Source organism: Streptomyces sp. NPDC043896 (assembly GCF_056435605.1).
This window is the reverse complement of record NZ_JBWKEE010000009.1, coordinates 70,253-86,470: the sequence shown is the minus strand read 5'-3', so window position 1 is coordinate 86,470 and position 16,218 is coordinate 70,253. Positions and strand designations below refer to the sequence as shown.

General features: G+C 72.9%; 18 protein-coding genes. 8 read left to right on the top strand and 10 right to left on the bottom strand.

Going from position 1 to position 16,218, the window contains the following annotated elements:
• Positions 1–10: 10 nt before the first annotated feature.
• The gene (gene ku / locus AC069X_RS15495) at positions 11–1,192 is read left to right on the top strand and encodes a non-homologous end joining protein Ku (RefSeq protein WP_478728918.1); all 1,182 of its coding nucleotides are present in this window, start codon (positions 11–13) and stop codon (positions 1,190–1,192) included.
• A 9-nt stretch (positions 1,193–1,201) separates the two neighbouring features.
• On the opposite strand, the gene AC069X_RS15490 is transcribed toward ku, so the two are convergent.
• Positions 1,202–1,996 carry a nuclease-related domain-containing protein gene (locus AC069X_RS15490; RefSeq protein WP_478728917.1) on the bottom strand — a complete coding sequence of 265 codons (795 nt, stop codon included), beginning with the start codon at positions 1,994–1,996 and terminating at the stop codon, positions 1,202–1,204.
• A gap of 184 nt (positions 1,997–2,180) precedes the next feature.
• On the opposite strand from AC069X_RS15490, the gene AC069X_RS15485 reads away from it, so the two are divergent.
• From AC069X_RS15485 to AC069X_RS15475, 3 genes are all read left to right on the top strand, one after another.
• On the top strand, positions 2,181–2,795 hold the full coding sequence (locus AC069X_RS15485) for a hypothetical protein (protein WP_478728915.1): 615 nt from the start codon (positions 2,181–2,183) through the stop codon (positions 2,793–2,795).
• Positions 2,796–2,927: 132 nt separating this feature from the next.
• Positions 2,928–3,635: a hypothetical protein gene (locus AC069X_RS15480; protein ID WP_478728913.1), complete on the top strand. Its 708-nt coding sequence runs from the start codon at positions 2,928–2,930 to the stop codon at positions 3,633–3,635.
• A complete protein-coding gene (locus AC069X_RS15475; RefSeq protein ID WP_478728911.1) occupies positions 3,632–4,864 on the top strand; it encodes a histidine kinase dimerization/phospho-acceptor domain-containing protein in 1,233 nt (410 codons plus the stop codon). The genes AC069X_RS15480 and AC069X_RS15475 overlap by 4 nt, the downstream gene beginning before the upstream one ends.
• A 194-nt stretch (positions 4,865–5,058) precedes the next feature.
• Here the strand turns inward: AC069X_RS15475 and AC069X_RS15470 are convergent, their stop codons facing one another.
• Genes AC069X_RS15470 through AC069X_RS15460 form a run of 3 tightly spaced genes read right to left on the bottom strand, consistent with a single transcriptional unit; the run spans position 5,059 to position 7,022 of the window.
• A complete protein-coding gene (locus AC069X_RS15470) occupies positions 5,059–5,346 on the bottom strand; it encodes a hypothetical protein (protein WP_478728910.1) in 288 nt (95 codons plus the stop codon).
• Between the two features lie 10 nt (positions 5,347–5,356).
• On the bottom strand, positions 5,357–6,070 hold the full coding sequence (locus AC069X_RS15465) for a TetR/AcrR family transcriptional regulator (protein WP_478728909.1): 714 nt from the start codon (positions 6,068–6,070) through the stop codon (positions 5,357–5,359).
• A 22-nt stretch (positions 6,071–6,092) separates the two neighbouring features.
• The gene (locus tag AC069X_RS15460; RefSeq protein ID WP_478728907.1) at positions 6,093–7,022 is read right to left on the bottom strand and encodes an AurF N-oxygenase family protein; all 930 of its coding nucleotides are present in this window, start codon (positions 7,020–7,022) and stop codon (positions 6,093–6,095) included.
• 182 nt (positions 7,023–7,204) lie between these two features.
• On the opposite strand from AC069X_RS15460, the gene AC069X_RS15455 reads away from it, so the two are divergent.
• Positions 7,205–8,311, top strand: a complete 1,107-nt coding sequence (locus tag AC069X_RS15455) for a ferritin-like domain-containing protein (RefSeq protein ID WP_478728905.1) — start codon at positions 7,205–7,207, stop codon at positions 8,309–8,311.
• Positions 8,312–8,341: 30 nt separating this feature from the next.
• On the opposite strand, the gene AC069X_RS15450 is transcribed toward AC069X_RS15455, so the two are convergent.
• On the bottom strand, positions 8,342–9,802 hold the full coding sequence (locus AC069X_RS15450) for a penicillin-binding transpeptidase domain-containing protein (protein WP_478728904.1): 1,461 nt from the start codon (positions 9,800–9,802) through the stop codon (positions 8,342–8,344).
• The gene (locus AC069X_RS15445; protein WP_478728902.1) at positions 9,799–11,253 is read right to left on the bottom strand and encodes an FtsW/RodA/SpoVE family cell cycle protein; all 1,455 of its coding nucleotides are present in this window, start codon (positions 11,251–11,253) and stop codon (positions 9,799–9,801) included. The genes AC069X_RS15450 and AC069X_RS15445 overlap by 4 nt, the downstream gene beginning before the upstream one ends.
• 96 nt (positions 11,254–11,349) lie before the next feature.
• On the opposite strand from AC069X_RS15445, the gene AC069X_RS15440 reads away from it, so the two are divergent.
• The 3 genes from AC069X_RS15440 to AC069X_RS15430 all read left to right on the top strand — a co-directional run bounded on the left by AC069X_RS15440 (position 11,350) and on the right by AC069X_RS15430 (position 13,939).
• Complete coding sequence (locus tag AC069X_RS15440; RefSeq protein ID WP_478728900.1) at positions 11,350–11,739, top strand: DUF6325 family protein; 390 nt, start codon at positions 11,350–11,352, stop codon at positions 11,737–11,739.
• 419 nt (positions 11,740–12,158) lie between these two features.
• Positions 12,159–12,275, top strand: coding sequence for an SHOCT domain-containing protein (locus AC069X_RS15435; RefSeq protein WP_478728898.1), 117 nt, complete (start codon positions 12,159–12,161; stop codon positions 12,273–12,275).
• A gap of 599 nt (positions 12,276–12,874) precedes the next feature.
• The gene (locus tag AC069X_RS15430; protein ID WP_478728896.1) at positions 12,875–13,939 is read left to right on the top strand and encodes an endonuclease/exonuclease/phosphatase family protein; all 1,065 of its coding nucleotides are present in this window, start codon (positions 12,875–12,877) and stop codon (positions 13,937–13,939) included.
• On the opposite strand, the gene AC069X_RS15425 is transcribed toward AC069X_RS15430, so the two are convergent.
• Genes AC069X_RS15425 through AC069X_RS15410 form a run of 4 tightly spaced genes read right to left on the bottom strand, consistent with a single transcriptional unit; the run spans position 13,926 to position 16,131 of the window.
• A complete protein-coding gene (locus AC069X_RS15425; protein ID WP_478728895.1) occupies positions 13,926–14,441 on the bottom strand; it encodes an N-acetyltransferase family protein in 516 nt (171 codons plus the stop codon). The two genes, AC069X_RS15430 and AC069X_RS15425, sit on opposite strands and share 14 nt — an antisense overlap.
• Before the next feature lie 19 nt (positions 14,442–14,460).
• Entirely contained in the window at positions 14,461–14,670 is a 210-nt protein-coding gene (locus AC069X_RS15420) for a hypothetical protein (RefSeq protein WP_478728893.1), read from the bottom strand.
• Positions 14,663–14,821 (bottom strand): hypothetical protein, encoded by a 159-nt coding sequence (locus AC069X_RS15415; RefSeq protein ID WP_478728891.1) that lies wholly within the window; start codon positions 14,819–14,821, stop codon positions 14,663–14,665. Before AC069X_RS15415 ends, AC069X_RS15420 begins: the two co-directional genes overlap by 8 nt.
• Before the next feature lie 59 nt (positions 14,822–14,880).
• Positions 14,881–16,131: a helix-turn-helix domain-containing protein gene (locus AC069X_RS15410; RefSeq protein WP_478728890.1), complete on the bottom strand. Its 1,251-nt coding sequence runs from the start codon at positions 16,129–16,131 to the stop codon at positions 14,881–14,883.
• Positions 16,132–16,218: the final 87 nt, after the last annotated feature.

Sequence of the window (16,218 nt, the reverse complement as noted above, 5' to 3'; positions counted from 1 at the left end):
AGGAGGAACCGTGCGATCCATTTGGAACGGGGCGATCTCCTTCGGCCTGGTCAGCATCCCGATCAAGCTCGTGAACGCCACCGAGAGCCACTCGATCTCCTTCCGTCAGATCCACGTGACCGACGGTGGCCGCGTCCGCTACCGCAAGGTGTGCGAGCTCGACGGGGAGGAGGTGTCCTCCGACGAGATCGGCAAGGGGTACGAGGAGGCGGACGGGTCGATCATCCCGATCACGGAGGAGGACCTGGCGCGGCTGCCGATCGCCACGGCGAAGACGATCGAGATCGTGTCGTTCGTGCCCGCCGACGAGATCGATCCGCTCCAGATGGACGCCGCGTACTACCTCGCGGCGAACGGGGCCACGGCCGCCAAGCCGTACACGCTGCTGCGGGAGGCGCTCAAGCGCAGCCGCCGGGTCGCGATCGCCAAGTACGCGCTGCGGGGGCGGGAGCGGCTGGGCATGCTGCGGGTCGTCGACGACGTGATCGCCATGCACGGGCTGCTGTGGCCGGACGAGATCCGGGTGCCGGAGGGGGTGGCCCCGGAGGCCTCGGTGTCCGTGCGGGAGGCCGAACTCGACCTGGCCGACGCGCTGATGGCCACGCTCGGGGAGGTGGAGATGTCCTCCCTGCACGACGACTACCGCGAGGCCGTGGAGGCGATGATCGCGGCGAAGGCGGGCGGCGCGTTCGAACCGGCGGAGGCGGTGGTGGAGCCGGCCGGCGGGCAGGTGATCGACCTGATGGCCGCGCTGGAGAGCAGCGTCCGGGCCGCCAAGGCCTCACGGGGCGGCGGCGCGGGCCCGGAGGAGGGCGAGGGCAGGGACGCGGAGGTGACCCCGATCCGGCGCGGGGCGGCGTCGGCCGCGCCGAAGGCGGTGGGCGGGAAGAAGTCGACGGCGTCGGGCGCCCGCAAGACGGCCGCGGCGGGCAAGGGGCGCACCACCAAGTCCACTTCGACGGCGGCCTCCGCCAAGCCGGACGGCAAGAAGTCGACTTCGGCGACGGCGAAGTCGGCTTCGAGCGCGGCGCGGGCCGCGAAGTCCACCTCGTCCGCCGCCAAGCCGGCGTCGTCCGCCTCGAAGGCCTCCGCCGCCAAGTCGGGCTCCGGCACAGCCAAGTCGGCTTCCGGCACCGCGAAGAAGACGGCCGCGGCGAAGAAGGCGGCGCCGCGCAAACGGAGTTCGGCCTGAGCGCGCGGCTCAGGCCCACGCCGGGCGGGCGCGGGCCAGGGCGAACAGGGCGTCGATCTCCGGGAGCTTGAGGGTCGTGGGGTTCGCCCGCAGGACCGCGGTCAGCGTCGGCGGCTGGAGGACGAGGACGTCCCGCTGCGTCGGAGCCACCTCCACCCGGGAGGCGTCCGCCAGGGCCAGCGCCGGAGTGACCGGCGCGGCCAGCACCCGCGCGGCACGGGCCGCCGCGCGGCGGATCCAGCGGGGGTCGGGACGCGGCTCGGACCGGCCCACCGTCAGCAGCAGGTCCCCGACCTGGGCGCGCTGGCGGCGGCCCGGGACCGTACGGACGGCGAGCACGCCCGGTGGGCCGATCAGCAGGTGGTCCAGCAGCCCCAGCCCCGGCAGGGGGACGTCGTGCAGGGCCCGCCAGTCCGTGGCCTCCAGCAGGTCCAGCTCCGCGCCCGTGCGCTGCCGCGCGTGGAGCTCCTGCCGCATCCGGTGCCGGGCCCGGCTGCCCGGCGAGCCGTACGCCAGCTCGCCCAGCAGGCTCTCCCCCGGCCGGTTCGGGGCCAGGTCCCGGTCGGGCGGCAGGCTCAGGCCGCGCAGCTCGGCCGCGGTGGGCACGGGCGGCGGGCCGATCGTCCAGTCGCGGGTCAGGTACGGGCGCAGGGCCTCCAGTACGGCCTCGCGCTGGTCGTCCGCCAGGACGCTGATCCGGTTGCTGTGCCGGTCGTACCAGGCCACCGCCCGGCCGTCGGGCCGGTTGACGTAGAGCCGGCCGCGGCCGGGCCGGCCGCTCGGAAGGACCTTGAGTCCGCGCATCGGCCTCACCCCCGCCGTCCATGGGAGCAGGCGGCGGGGCGGCGGGCAATCCCTCGGTTGTGTAACAGCTCCGTCGGGTCCCTGCTGCCTTCCTGTTACAAGGTCATCGCTCTACCGCAACGGCCGGGGCCTACTTTTGTGCCGTCTGGAAGCACCAGGCCCTGACCAGTACCGAGGGAATCCCGTGGACACCGCCCGCCGCCGCACCATCGTTCGCGCCACCGCCGTGACCGCATGCGCCGGCGCACTGCTGGCCCTGCCGACCGCCGCCGCGCTCGCCGACGAGGCGCCGGCCGCCTCCGGAACCCAGCGGACCCTCGTCAGCAGCATCTCCCTCGCCGACGGCCGGTCGACCGCGAAGGTGTACCGGATCGCGAAGGACGCGTACCAGGCCGAGATCCTGCGCGCCGGCGCCAAGGTGGCCACGCTGACCAGCCGCGACGGCTCCACCGGGGTCGGCGCCGCCGGCGAGCTGCACGCCGCGCTGCGGCCCGACGGGCGGCTGTCCTCCTGGGTCGGCGAGACCGTCCCCGGCGACGGCTCCCACGCGGTGGCCGGCGACGGGCACAAGACCGGGACGCGGCACGGCGGGGGCGGCGGCCAGGTCGTGCCCGCGTCGGTGGACACCCCGGCGGTGGACTCCGGCGCCCCGGGGACCGCCGAGGCGCTGCGGCTGAACACCCTGGCCGACGGGCCGGGCGAGGGCGTGCTGCTGCTCGCCGCGGGCGGCGGGATCGCGGCGATCGGCGCCGCCGGGCTGGGCTTCGCGATGCTGCGCCGCGGACGTACGGACGGCTGAGCCCCCGGGGCTGCGTCCGGGGCCGGGGAGCCGCCCGGGGAGGACGGGGCGGCAAATGGGGTGGAACTACGCATAAGGTTGGCTGGATGTCGACCGTCGCCGACCGCCCGCACGACGAGGAGGGCCCCTTACGTGCGAACGCCCTCCCCCGCGCTGCTGCTGGCGGCCGCCCTGCTGCCGCTCACCGCCGCCTGCGGGAACACCGGCGGTCTCGCGTCCGCCGGGCCGACCCCGACGGCGAGCGGCCCCGTCCACCTGTGGCCCGAGCGCCGGAGGGCCGAGGTGCCGCCCGCGGATCCGGGGGGCGCGCCGCCGGAGTACGTACAGGGCCTGCCGAAGGTCACCGGCCAGAACGTGCACGAAGTGGACCCGGTGGCCCTGGTGCAGGCGGAGCTGCGCACGCATCCCGACATCAGCGTCGGCCCGGACGGCATGCCGGAGGAGACCGCCGCCGCGATCCGCGCCTGCGGGAAGCCGGGACAGGACCCGGCGGCCTGCCCGGTGCGCAAGCCGTACTACCGGGACCTCACCGGGAACGGCAAGGACGACCTGGTGATCGGCATCGAACTCCCCGACCGGATGATGTCCGTACGGGTGTACACGGTGGACCAGGACGGGCGGCTCAACCGGATCATGGCCACCACCGAGACGGTGATCAGCGTGGAACTGGCGGAGCAGGACGTCATCCTGCGCGTCCCGAGCGGCAACCCCGGCTACGAGCTGATCACCGCCTGGTCCTGGGACGGCCGGCAGCGCACGATGCTGCCGACGCGCGAGCAGATCGTACGGGTGCCCCCGCGCCCGTCCCCGCGGGGCGCCTCGCCGTCGGGTACGCCGTGAGGGCCCGGCTGCCCGCGTGGACGGCGACGCTGACCTGGAAGTCCGCCTGTTTCATCGTGGTGATGTGCTGCTCGCTCGCGGCGGTGCTGGGCGTGCTCGTGCACGTGGAGGTGACCCGGCAGACCGTGGCGGCGGCCCGGGAGAAGGCGCTGGCCAAGCTCACCGAGGCCTCGTACGCGTACGAGGCGGGCGAGGCGATGCCGCCGCAGTCGGGACTCGACCCGGCGGGGCTGCCGGCGGAGCTGCGGGCGCTCGCGCTGAGCGGCCGGCGAGGGACGGTCGTCGGCGACCTCGGCGGGCGGCCAGTGATGTGGGCGGCCGCACCGGCGGACGGGCGGGTGCTGGCCACCCTCATCGACTACGGACAGAGCGCGGGCACCATCCGGGGGCTCGACAACGCGATCATCGGCTCCTCGGTGCTGGCCCTCGGCGGCACCCTGCTGCTCGGGGCCTTCGCGGTGACCCGGGTGACGCGCCGGCTGCACCAGACGGCGGCGGTGGCCCGGCGGATCACGCAGGGCGACCTGGACGCGCGGGTCGGCGACCCGCGCACGAAGGACCCCTCACGGCACCAGGACGAGGTGTCGACGGTGGCGGGCGCCCTGGACACGATGGCGGGGACGCTCCAGCGGAAGCTGCAGAGCGAGCAGCGGTTCACGGCGGACGTGGCGCACGAACTGCGGACGCCGCTGACGGGCCTCCAGGCGGCGTCGGAGCTGCTGCCGGAGGGACGGCCGACGGAACTGGTCCGGGAACGGGTCCGCACGATGCGGCAGCTGACGGAGGACCTGCTGGAGATCTCCCGGCTGGACTCGGGGAACGAGCGGGTGGACACCGACCTCCACCAGCTGGAACGGCTGGCCCGGCGGGTGGTGCGGGCGTCGGGGCTGGAGACGGAGGTGGTCGTCGTCCGGGACGCGCACGTGGAGACGGACCGGCGCCGGCTGGAGCGGGTGCTGGGGAACCTGGTCGTGAACGCCCACAAGCACGGGCGGGGGCCGGTGGTGGTCACGGTGGACGGGCCGGTGGTGTCGGTGCGGGACCACGGGGACGGGTACCCGGAGTACCTCCTGACGGACGGCCCGCAGCGGTTCCGCAGCGGGGGCAGGGGACACGGGCTGGGCCTGACGATCGCGGTGGGCCAGGCGGAGGCGATCGGCGCCCGCCTGGAGTTCCGCCGCGCGGCGGGCGGCGGCGCGGAGGCGGTCCTGACGCTGCCGCCCCGGTAGGGGGCGGGGCGGCGGTGGCAGCCCCCGGGGCGGTCTCGGGGAGGTACGGGCTCCCCTGGCAGGCTCCGGAGCGGCTTGGAGGAGGCGACGAAGCCCCCTGGGAGCCCCCGCGGCGGCCTCAGGGAGGCCGCGGGCTCCCCCTTGGCGCCGCCCGGGCGGACCCCGCTCGCCCGCCCGCTCACCCCCGGCCGGGCTCATACCCCGCCGGGCTCGGTTCCCCCGCGCGGCTTCGTCCACGGCCAGCGGAGCTTCGGCTTCTCGCCCGTCGGGGAGAAGGTGTACTTCCACCCCTTCTGGAGCCCCAGCCGCTTCGTGTACCCCGACGGAACGCGCTCGTACAGCAGGACCGTCGGGGGGCCGCCGTCCGCCGACGGGACCGGGATCTCGTACCACTTCGGCGGGTGTCCCGTCGGGCCCACGAGGATCGGGAGGACGCGGCCGTCCATCGGCCCGCCCTCGAAGGGGGTCGGTTCGCTTCTCACCCCTCCAGTGTCACAGCAGGTGGGCAGCCCCGGAGACCACCGGCATCACGCGCCGGGCGAGGAGCCCCACCGGCCCGTCCGCCGGCTCCAGCGCGAGCGCCGCGCGGGCGGCGGAGGCCGTCTCCGGGTCCGTGGCCGCCGTCGCCGTGAGGAGGGCGATGAACTGGTCCACCAGCCAGTCCCGGAGCGCGCCCACCTCCGGCTGCTTGCCCTCGTCGATCCAGATCAGCGAGGCCGCCTCCACGGCGGTGATCCAGGTGCGCACCATCATCCGCAGCCGCGGCCCCGGGGCGGGGACGCCGAGGTGGAGGAGGATCTGCTCGGCGGCGGCGCGGCGGATGCCGTCCACCGTGGCCGTCGTGCGGGAGGTCTCCACGACGCTGCCGCCCTGGAGCAGGGCGGCGAAGCCTGCGTCGTGTTCGTCGACGAAGGCCAGGTAGCGGTCCAGTACCCGGGACAGCCGCCTGGTCAGCGGCCCGGCCTGGGGTTCGGCGAAGCAGAGTTCGAGGAGGTCGGCCGCCGAGCGCAGCGCGGCTTCGTACAGCTGCTGTTTGCCGCCCGGGAAGTAGCGGTAGACCAGCGGGCGCGAGACGCCCGCGGCCTCCGCGACGTCGTCGAGGGAGATCTCCTCCGGGGCACGGTGCGCGAAGAGCGACAGCGCGGCGTCGAGGAGCTGGGCTCGCCGCTCCTCGACACTCAGTCTGCGGTAGGCCCGTACGGTCATGCCCGCAGAGTAGACGACGCCCCTACGCGAGGAGGCCCGAGCTGCGCCAGAGCCTGCGGCCGACGCCGCTCAGGACGCCGATGTCGTCGAGGAAGTCCGTGAGGCGCTTGGCGCCGGTCTGCATCACCTCGCGGCGGTGGCCGCTGGCCTTGACCTGGGCGACGGCCTCGCGCCGGTCGAGGCCGACGTTGTCGTAGACGGCGGGGTTCACGAAGGCCAGGGAGAAGACGCGGGCGGCCTCGCCGCAGCTGATCCGGGTGAGTTCCCGCTCCCAGCGCGGGGCGGTCAGCATCTGGCGGCGCAGTTCCTCGCGGGCGTAGCGAACGTGCCGGGCCTCCTCGATGACGTGGATCCGGGTGACCCCGCGGACGAGGGGCTGGATGCGCTCGTCCGGGAAGGTCAGGCGCTGCATCCAGTCGAGGATCTCCTCGCCGAGGAGGGTGCAGGCGAAGGAGCCGGGGGTGGTGGAGACGGTCTTCAGGACGCGGGCGAGGTTGTGGTTGAGGCGGGAGACCGGGTACGCGGGCGCTCCGCCCGTCCGGATCATGCGGGCGAACATCATCGAGTGCCGGCACTCGTCGGCGATCTCGGTGAGGGCGTAGCGGACGTGGTTGCTGGTCAGCGACTTGTCGTAGATGTGCCGGACGAGGAGCTGCATGAGGATGATCTCGAACCAGATGCCGAGGGAGGCGAGGGAGGCGGCCTCGTGGCGGGAGAGGTCGATGCGCTGCTCCTCGCCCATCTTCTTCCACATCGGGGTGTCGTAGAGGGAGAGCAGCTCGGGCGGCCAGTAGTACTTGCCGTCGATCGGCGGGGCGTCCCAGTCGAGTTCCCGGTCGGGGTCGAAGGAGTGCCTGGCGGAGGATTCGAGGAGCCGTTCGGCGATCTGCTCGCGGTCCTTGAGGAGGCCGAGGGCGTCCCTCAGCGCGGCTCGTTCCGTCACTGTCGTCATGGCTTCGGGCACCTCGCGGTCGGGTTACCAGCGGTCACCTCTTATGAGACTGCCTGTCAGCAAGGGCGTCAATCCCTCGCGCACGACTTGTTGACCCCGTGTCTACCAACGTGTGACGCTGCCAACTGTCCACTCCCGCACGGCAGTACGCGAGACGCAGTACGCGAGACGAGGAGGCGTCAGTGTCGACGCACGAGCTCTACACCCGGGCCCCGGACCAGACCGTGTGGCCGGTCCCCGCCTCCGGCGCGGCCCGCTTCAGCTGGGAGTACGACGGGGGCCGCGACCGCCTCCTCGCCCTGTACCAGAAGGGCAAGGACAAGCAGTGGGACGGCGCCAAGCGCATCGACTGGGACATCGAGGTGGACCCGTACGACCCCCTCGGCACCCCCGACGAGATGCTGACCCTCCACGGCACCCGCCACTGGGACCGGATGACCGAACGGGACAAGGGCGAGCTGCGCCGGCACTACAGCGCCTGGAACTTCAGCCAGTTCCTCCACGGCGAGCAGGGCGCGATGGTGTGCGCGGCACGCATCGTGGAGTCCGTACCCGACCTGGACGCCAAGTTCTACTCCGCCACCCAGACCATGGACGAGGCCCGGCACGCCGAGATCTTCGGGCGCTTCCTGCACGAGAAGGTCGGGATGCTCTACCCGATCAACGACAGCCTCCAGGGGCTGCTCGGCGACACCCTGCGCGACTCCCGCTGGGACATGCCCTACCTCGGCATGCAGGTGCTGATCGAGGGGCTGGCGCTGGCGGCGTTCGGGATGATCCGCGACACCACCGACAAGCCTCTCCCCAAGCAGATCCTCGCGTACGTGATGCAGGACGAGGCCCGGCACGTGGCCTTCGGGCGGATGGCCCTGCGGGACTACTACAAGCAGCTGACGGACGCCGAACTGCGCGAGCGCGAGGAGTTCGTCATCGAGGGCTGCCACCTCATGCGCGACCGGCTGCGCGGAGTCGAGGTGCTGGAGAACTTCGGCGTCTCGAAGCGGGAGGCGGAGGAGTACACCGAGCAGTCGGAGTTCCTGCACCTGTTCCGGAAGCTGCTCTTCAGCCGGATCGTGCCGTGCGTCAAGGACATCGGGCTCTGGGGCGACCGGCTGCAGAAGGCGTACCTGGAGATGGGCGTCTTCGACATGGGTGACTCCAACCTCGACCTGCTGATGACCCAGGACGAGGAGATCGCCGAATCCCTGGACCGCGAGCGCTTCGCGGCGGAGGAGCGGGAGCGTGTCGCGGAGGTCGAGGCCGCCATCCAGGAGGGCGCGCAGGCGTAGCGGGACGCCCGCCGGCCGGGCGCGCGGGCCTCAGCTCCCCGTCAGGGCCGCCTCCATCACCGCCCGGGCGATCGGGGCCGCCGCGCCGTTGCCGCTGATGTCACCGCGCACCGCCGAGGCGTCCTCGACCACCACCGCGACCGCCACCGCCGGCTGCGGCGCGTCCTGCGCGCGGGCCCAGCCGATGAACCAGGCGTACGGGGTGCCCGCGTTGCCGACGCCGTGCTGGGCGGTGCCGGTCTTGCCGCCGACCCGCGCGCCCGGGATCGCCGCGTTGCGCCCGGTGCCGTCCTCGACCACCTTCACCATCAGCTCCTGCACGCGCAGCGCCGTGCCCGGGCTCATCGCCCGGCCCAGGGTGCGCTGGTCGGTGCGCCGCAGGAGGGTGCCGCCGTCCCGGGTGGTGCGGTCCACCAGGTAGGGGGTGCGCAGGTCGCCGCCGTTGGCGACGGCCGCCGCGACCATCGCCATCTGGAGCGGGGTGGCCTTGGTGTTGAACTGCCCGATCGAGGAGAGGGCCAGCTGGTCGGGGCTCATGTCCGTGTCGAAGTTCGACCGCGACACCCACGACGGCACCCGCAGCCCCTCGTCGTTGAACCCGAACCGGGCCGCCGCCTCCGCCATCCCGCGCAGCCCGACCCGCACCCCGATGTCGGCCATCACCGTGTTGCAGGACCACTGCACCGCCTCCGCCATCGAGGCCTCCGCGCAGCCCGTGGCCGCGTTCGGCAGCAGGGTGCTGGTGCCGGGCAGGGCGTACGGGTCCGGGGTGCGGGTGGGCGCGTCGACGTCGGTGACGACGCCCGCGTCGAGGGCGGCCGCCGCCGTCACGATCTTGAAGGTGGAGCCCGGCGGGTACGTCTCGCGCAGCGCCCGGTTGAGCATGGGCTTGGCGGGGTCCCGGTTCAGCCGCTCCCAGGCGGCCTTGACCCGCGTACCGGTGCCGGAGAGCACGCCCGGGTCGTACGAGGGGCTGCTGACGAGGGCGAGGATCCTGCCGGTCGCCGGTTCGAGCGCGGCCACGGCGCCGCGCTTGCCGCCGAGCCCCCGGTACGCGGCCCGCTGCACGGCGGCGCGCAGGGTGGTGGCGGCGTCGCCCCCGCCGGGGCGGCCGCGCGAGAGGTCGTACCAGAGCGGGAAGGCGGACAGCCCCGGGTCGGCACCCGAGAGGACGGCGTCCTCGGCGCGCTCCACGAAGCTGGTGCCGTACGTCTGGGAGGAGAAGCCGGTGACGGGCGCGTAGAGGGGGCCGTCGGTGTAGGTGCGCTCGTAGCGCAGCAGCTGGCGGCTGTCGCGGGAGCCGGTGACGGGCCGGCCGTCGACCAGGATGTCCCCGCGCGGTTCGGCGTAGCGCTCGATGGCGGGGCGCTTGTTGGCCGGGTTCGCGCCGTAGGCGGCGGACTCCCACACCTGCACCCGGGCCACGTTGGCCAGCAGGGCGGCGAGCAGCAGGGCGCAGAAGTACGCGCACCAGCGGATGTAGCGGATCACGGGGCGGCCTCCCCGGGCGTGGGGGTGGGGGCGCCGGGGGCGGGGCCGGGGGCGGGGCCGGGTCTCGGTCTGCGGGCGCTGTCGCTGAGCCGGACCAGCAGGGCCACGATGATCCAGTTGGTGACGACGGAGGAGCCGCCCTGCGCCAGGAAGGGCATGGCCATGCCGGTGAGCGGGATCAGTCCGGTGACACCGCCCGCGATGACGAAGACCTGGAGGGCGACGATCGAGGCGAGCCCGGTGGCGAGCAGCCGCCCGAAGGGGTCGCGCAGGGCGAGTCCGGCGCGGAAGCCCCGGGACACGAGGAGCCCGTAGAGGAGCAGGATGGCGGTGAGGCCGACGAGGCCGAGTTCCTCGCCGGCCGTGGCGAGGACGAAGTCCGACTTGGCGGCGAAGCCGATGAGGAACGACTGCCCGTGCCCGAGGCCCGCGCCGAGCAGGCCGCCCGCGGCGAAGGCGAAGAGGGACTGGGCGAGCTGGCCGGGGCCGTCGCCGCGCTCGATGGAGGCGAAAGGATTCAGCCAGTCCTGGACACGGCTGTGGACGTGCGGTTCGAGGGTCCCGACGGCGTACGCGCCGAGGGCGGCGAGCAGCAGCCCGATGGCGATCCAGCCGATCCGCCCGGTCGCGGTGAACAGCATGATCACGAAGAGGCCGAAGAAGAGCAGCGAGGTCCCGAGGTCCCGCTCCAGGACGAGGACCCCGACGCTGAGCAGCCAGATGGCGAGGATCGGCCCGAGCACCCGGCCCGGCAGGAGGCGGAGCTTCCAGAAGAGCCGGCGGCCGGTGAGGGCGAGGGCGGTGCGGTTCGCGGCGAGGTAGGAGGCGAAGAAGAGGGCCAGCAGGATCTTCGCGAACTCCCCGGGCTGGAAGGAGAACCCGGCGAAGCGGATCCAGATGTGGGCGCCGTTGACGGCCGGGAAGAAGACGGGGACGAGCATGAGCGTCAGAGCCGCGGCGACGGAGAGGTAGGCGTACCGCTGGAGGACCCGGTGGTCGCGCAGGAACGCGAGGACGACGACGAAGAGCACCACCCCGAGCGCCGACCACCGCAACTGGTCCTCCGCCCCGGGCTCCCCGGGGGTGGCGAGGTCGAGCCGCTGGATGAGGACCAGGCCGAGCCCGTTGAGCAGGACGGCGATGGGCAGGAGGAGGGGATCGGCGTACGGGGCCCTGAGCCGCACGGCGAGGTGCGCGAGCAGCGCGGCACCCCCGAGCCCGGCCGCGTAGGGGGCCGCGGGGGTCCGGGTGCCGCTCCCGCCGTCCGCGGCGGGGCCGACGGCGGGAGCGGCGGCGAGGCCGGCGGCGAAGCCGACGTAGAGGTGGCCCAGTACGGAGATCAGGACCGCCCCCACGAGGAGCGTCAGCTCGATGCCGCGACGCTTGGGGGCGCGGGCGTCGGGAGGCGGGGGCGGAACGGGCTCCGTCACCTTCGCCGTCAGAGCGGTCATACGGGAAACGTAGCAAGGCGGCGGCTGGTATGTCCGCTTATGTCATAGAGTGCCGAAGAGTCGTCAGAAACGGTCAGGAGTGAGGAGCCCCGGCTCATGGGACCTGTGGAATTCATCGTCCTCGCCTTCCCCGAGGAACAGCTGCGGGTCCCGGCGGTCGAGGCCGTGATGGGCCTGCGCAAGACCGGGGTGGTCCGGCTGATCGACGGGCTCGTCACGACGAAGACGGCCTCGGGGGAGGTACTGGCGGCGGAGTTCGACGAGTTCGTGGAGCTACGGGGCATCCTGGCCGGCCGTGACGTGGCCCGCCTGATCGGCCCGGAGGACGTCCGCGAGGCGGCGGAGCTCCTGGACCGGGGCAGCTGCGCGCTGCTGCTCGTGGTCGAGCACGTCTGGGCGCAGGACGCGGCCGTCGCCGTACGGGCCGCGGGCGGGAGGATCGTCGGCTCGGTCCGGATCCCGGCGGACCGGGTGGGGGTGGCGTGATGTTCATCAGGCCGGTGGGCGTGACGGTCAGAGCGGCGGACCGCCCCGAGGGCCGCCCCCTCCTGCGGGGCCTCCTGCGCCGCGCGGCGGGCGCGGCGGAGTGGGCGGAGGCGGAGGGGAGCGGGGAGGCGGTGGTGGAGGGGTTCGGGGATGAGTTCGGGGATGAGTTCGGGGATCGGGTGGGGGACGGCGTGGGGGATGGCGTGGGGGACGGGTTCGGGGATCGGGTAGGGGGCGGGGATCGGGTGCGGGGTGGGGATCGAGTGCGGGGTGGGGGTGGCGACGGTGGGGCACCCTGGGCGGAGGCGCCCGGGGTGGGCCTTGCCGATGCGGAGGCCGAAGGGCAGCCTGCCCCTGCGGAGGCCCCCACACCGCCCGGGCCAGGCACCCCGGCCGTTCCACCGCCGCCCGGCAGCCTGGTGGCAGAGCTGACCCAACTGGCCGACCTCACCCGGGAGGGCCTCCTGACCCGGGAGGAGTTCACCCGGGCGAAGGCCCGCTTGCTGGGCAACGGGACTCCAGGGGCGGAGTCCTAGCGGGCCGGGTCGGGGAGGGGCTGGGGGTTTCCCGTCAGTCCCATCGTCCTTCCGTGTCGTGCCGGCCTGTCAAGGGCGCTCCCTTCGGTCGCGTCGCTACGCGATGGCCTTCGGCCACCCTTGACAGGCCGACCCGCCCCGGAAAGCCGAAAGACTGCCGGGAAACCCCCAAAAGAACGGTCACGGGGCAAGAGGGGGAGGGACGGGTCCGTCAGAGACCAGGCGAGGGGCCGGGCGCCGGCCCGCCGGGCATCCGGGCGGCCTTGAGCACTGATTCAGGGCCGGGGCCCGGCTACCTGCAGAAAAGGTTGATCAGAGCGACCTGCGGACCACCCAAGCGCGACGGATCGCTACGCGCTCCTCCCGGATTGGCGTCTGACAGCCGTCTGGGGCTGATACCTGCACCAGAGGTTGATCGGAGCAGTCCACGTTGCGGGTGGGCGCGACAGATCGCTACGCGCTCCTCATGGTGGGCGACTGACGGGCGCCGTGGGCCGGTAGGCCGGGCGGCCTAGGGCGGATCGCCGGAGGGTGGCGGGCGACCTAGATTCGGGGAGGTTGGTGGTGTTTGGGCCGATTTAACCGAGAGGGGCGTTGGGATGACACGCCGTTGGATCGCATCCGTACTGTGCGCGCTCGCGCTGCTCGCGCCTGGGTCGGCGGCCTCGGCCGCCAATCCCCCGGCCGAGTTGCGGGTGCTGACCCGGAATCTGTATCTGGGGGCCGATGTCGCGCCCGTGCTCGCGGCGACCAGCAGGCAAGGCCTCGTCGCGGCGGTCACGGCGGCCTATGCGAACGTGCAGGCGACGAACTTCCCCGAGCGGGCCCAGGCGCTGGCCGACGAGATCGCCGACAACGACCCGCACCTCGTGGGGTTGCAGGAAGCGGTGCTGTGGCGGAGCCAGACGCCCGCCGGGCCGGGGAGTGCCACCCATGTCGAGTACGACTTCCTGCAGATCCTCCTCGATGCACTGGAGGAGCGGGGCAAGCACTACAAGGCCGTGGCGACGGTGACCGTCGGCAGCGACTTCGAGGCTCCCAGGTCCACGCCGGACGGACTCCAGGACATCCGCCTCACGGACCGCGACGTGCTGCTCGCCCGCACCGACCTCTCCGTCGCCAACGCGCAGACCGGCCGCTTCCAGAACTTCGTGCCGATCTGCCGGCCCGTGCTGGGATGCCCGCCCAATCCGCCCCTGCGGATCGAGCGCGGCTGGGTGGCGGCCGACGCCACCCTGAAGGGCCGCACCGCCCGGGTCGTCACGACGCACCTCGAACCCCTCTCGGCCGCCGTCCAGGAGGCACAGGCGGGCGAACTGATCGCCGGCCCCCTGAACACCACACTGCCCACCGTGCTCCTCGGCGACCTCAACTCGGCCTCCGACGGGAGCGGCACCCAGAGCTACGGCCGCCTCCTCGCCGCCGGGTTCAAGGACGCCTGGACCGCCACCTGGCACCGCAACCTCGGTCTGACCTGCTGCCAGGCCCCGGACCTGCGGAACCCCGTCTCCACCCTCACCCGGCGCATCGACTACGTCCTCTTCCGGGGATCCATCACCGCCCGGAAGGCCCACACCGTGGGAGACACCCAGGCCGACCGCACCCCTTCGGGCCTGTGGCCCTCCGACCACGCCGGCGTCAAGAGCGTGCTCAAGCTTGCATAGCCCTCTGGTACCAGGACACGTCCCAGAGGCGCCCGAACTTCCGCCCCACCCGCTCCAGGCGGCCGACGTGCCGGAAGCCGAGGCGTTCGTGGAGCCTCTGGGACGGCTCGTTGGGCAGGGCGATCCCGGCGAGTGCCATGTGCACGTCCTCCTGCGCCAGCACCTCGAAGAGCGAGGTGTAGAGGAGGCCGCCGACGCCACGTCCGACGTGCTCCGGCGCCAGGTAGACGCTGGTCTCCACGGAGGTGGAGTACGCGGGCTTGGGGCGGAAGGGACTGCTCGTCGCGTAGCCGAGCAGCTTTCCGCCCTCCTCGGCCACGAGGAGCCGGTGCGGCCCGGACGCGGGATGGGCCAGCAGCCACGGCCGCCGCTCCTCGACCGTGAACGGTTCGACGTCGAAGGTGATCGGCGTCTCGATGACGTAGTGGTTGTAGATGCGGGTCAGCTCTCCGAGGTCGTCCTCGACCCCGGCCCGGACCTCGATTCCGCTCTTCGTGATCATCCGGACGACGGTACGCGGTTCACATCGCCGATTCGACGTTGTTCGCGGCGGTGGTGAACTCACGCCCGGAGGCGCCACGGATGTAGGCGAGCTCCATCCAGCGCTCGACACCGGTGTCCGAGACGTTCTCGTTGATCACCGCCATCAGCACCCCCTCGGCACCCGAAGCGATGTCGCGCACGCGCTGCCGGAGGAGGCGGTGCGGGACGTACTCGTAGCACTCACTCATCGGACGCCGCCTCGAAGGTCCCGAGGAAGCGCTCCCAGCCGGCCAGCGCCCGGTCGAGCAGTTCCGTACTGGGTTCCGCCACCACAAGGGTGTGCGGGGTCTCGTCGCAGGCACAGCTGCACATGTTGCGGCCACTCCCTACCGTCGTCATGGAGTACGACGGTAAGGACGGATTCCGGGAAGAAGGGGCCCGGTTCGGGCCCCTTCCGTCTACGCGGCCAGCAGGCCGATGTCCACGGCCAACCGGCTGGCCCGCTGCCGCCTCTCGGGCAGCCGCGATGCCGTTTCCTCCAGCACGATGGCCCGGGCGTAGCCGTTGTACCGGGTCGTCTCGGGGGCCACCGCGTGTGCCTGTTCCAGGGTCGCGAGCGCTACGTCCGGCTGTCCGTCCAAGTGGTAGGCGCGGGCCTGTTCGATCCGGTGCCGGGCCCTGCGCGGCAGGGAGGGGATGACCACCGTCTCCGAACCGGCCGCCTGCCGCACCGCCTCACCGCCGGTCCGCAGTTCCACCGCGACGGTGACCCCGTGCGCTCCCATCACCGGCCGCCCGAAGCTCGTCACCCGGTGGAAGTAGCCGCTGGGAAGCTCCTTGGCCACGCGTTCCGCGCGCTCCCACCACCCCCACGCGGCGCCCGTCTCACGGCGCTTCGCGGCAGTCAGGCCGGCCTCCGCCCGCAACGCGCCGACGACCGCCCGCACTTCGTCCGCAGCCTCCGCCAACCCCGGCTCCAGCACGCGCAATGCCTGCTGGACCACGTCATCGGCCTCGTCGTACTGCCCGGAATCCCGGTGCGCCTGGGCGGACAGCCAGGCGGCGACGCCGACGGCATGCGGGTCCTCGGACTCCTGCGCGGCGTTCATGCCCCGATCGGCGACCCGCCAGAGCAGCGCCGGGTCCGGCTGGTAGGCGACGAAGAACTGGGCGAGGAAGTAGGTCTCGGCCTTCAGGCGCAGAGCATCCCGCCGTTCGGCTGCGGTCTCCGCCTGCCTGACCCCGAGCTGTGTGTCCCGGATCAGCCCCGGCAGCAAGGCTCCGATGACGGCCCGGTGGTTCGGCGCCTTGTGCCGCGCGGCCCATGCGGCGTCCAAGGCCGCACGCAGGAACGCCTGCGAGGGGGCCTGGACGTCCCCCACGTCCGGGAAGCCGGTGAGCGCGGCCCGCACGGCCGGCAACTGATCGTGCCCGGGCCCGAGGAACAGGTCGGTGCTCTGTGCCGTGCCGATGTCTCCCACCAGATCATTCAGCCGACGGACACGGAGGGCTTGGGCAATGGCGAGGATTTCCGGCAGTCTCGGCATTCTCATGGCGCCGGTCTCCACTTTCTTGACCCACGAAGGGTGATGGCCGAGAAGTCCGGCCAACTGCTCTCGGGTCATGCCTCGGCGGGTGCGGTAGATCTGAACACGTTGCCCGAAAGCGACAGGGTTGTCGTACGGGTCGGGGGGTGTATCGGAAGACACGGCCTTGCCCCTTCTCTGTGCAGCTCGACACCGAACAGCCTATGGGCCAGGGTCATTTGCAGGTGTGCGCACGGGTCAGCCAGACGC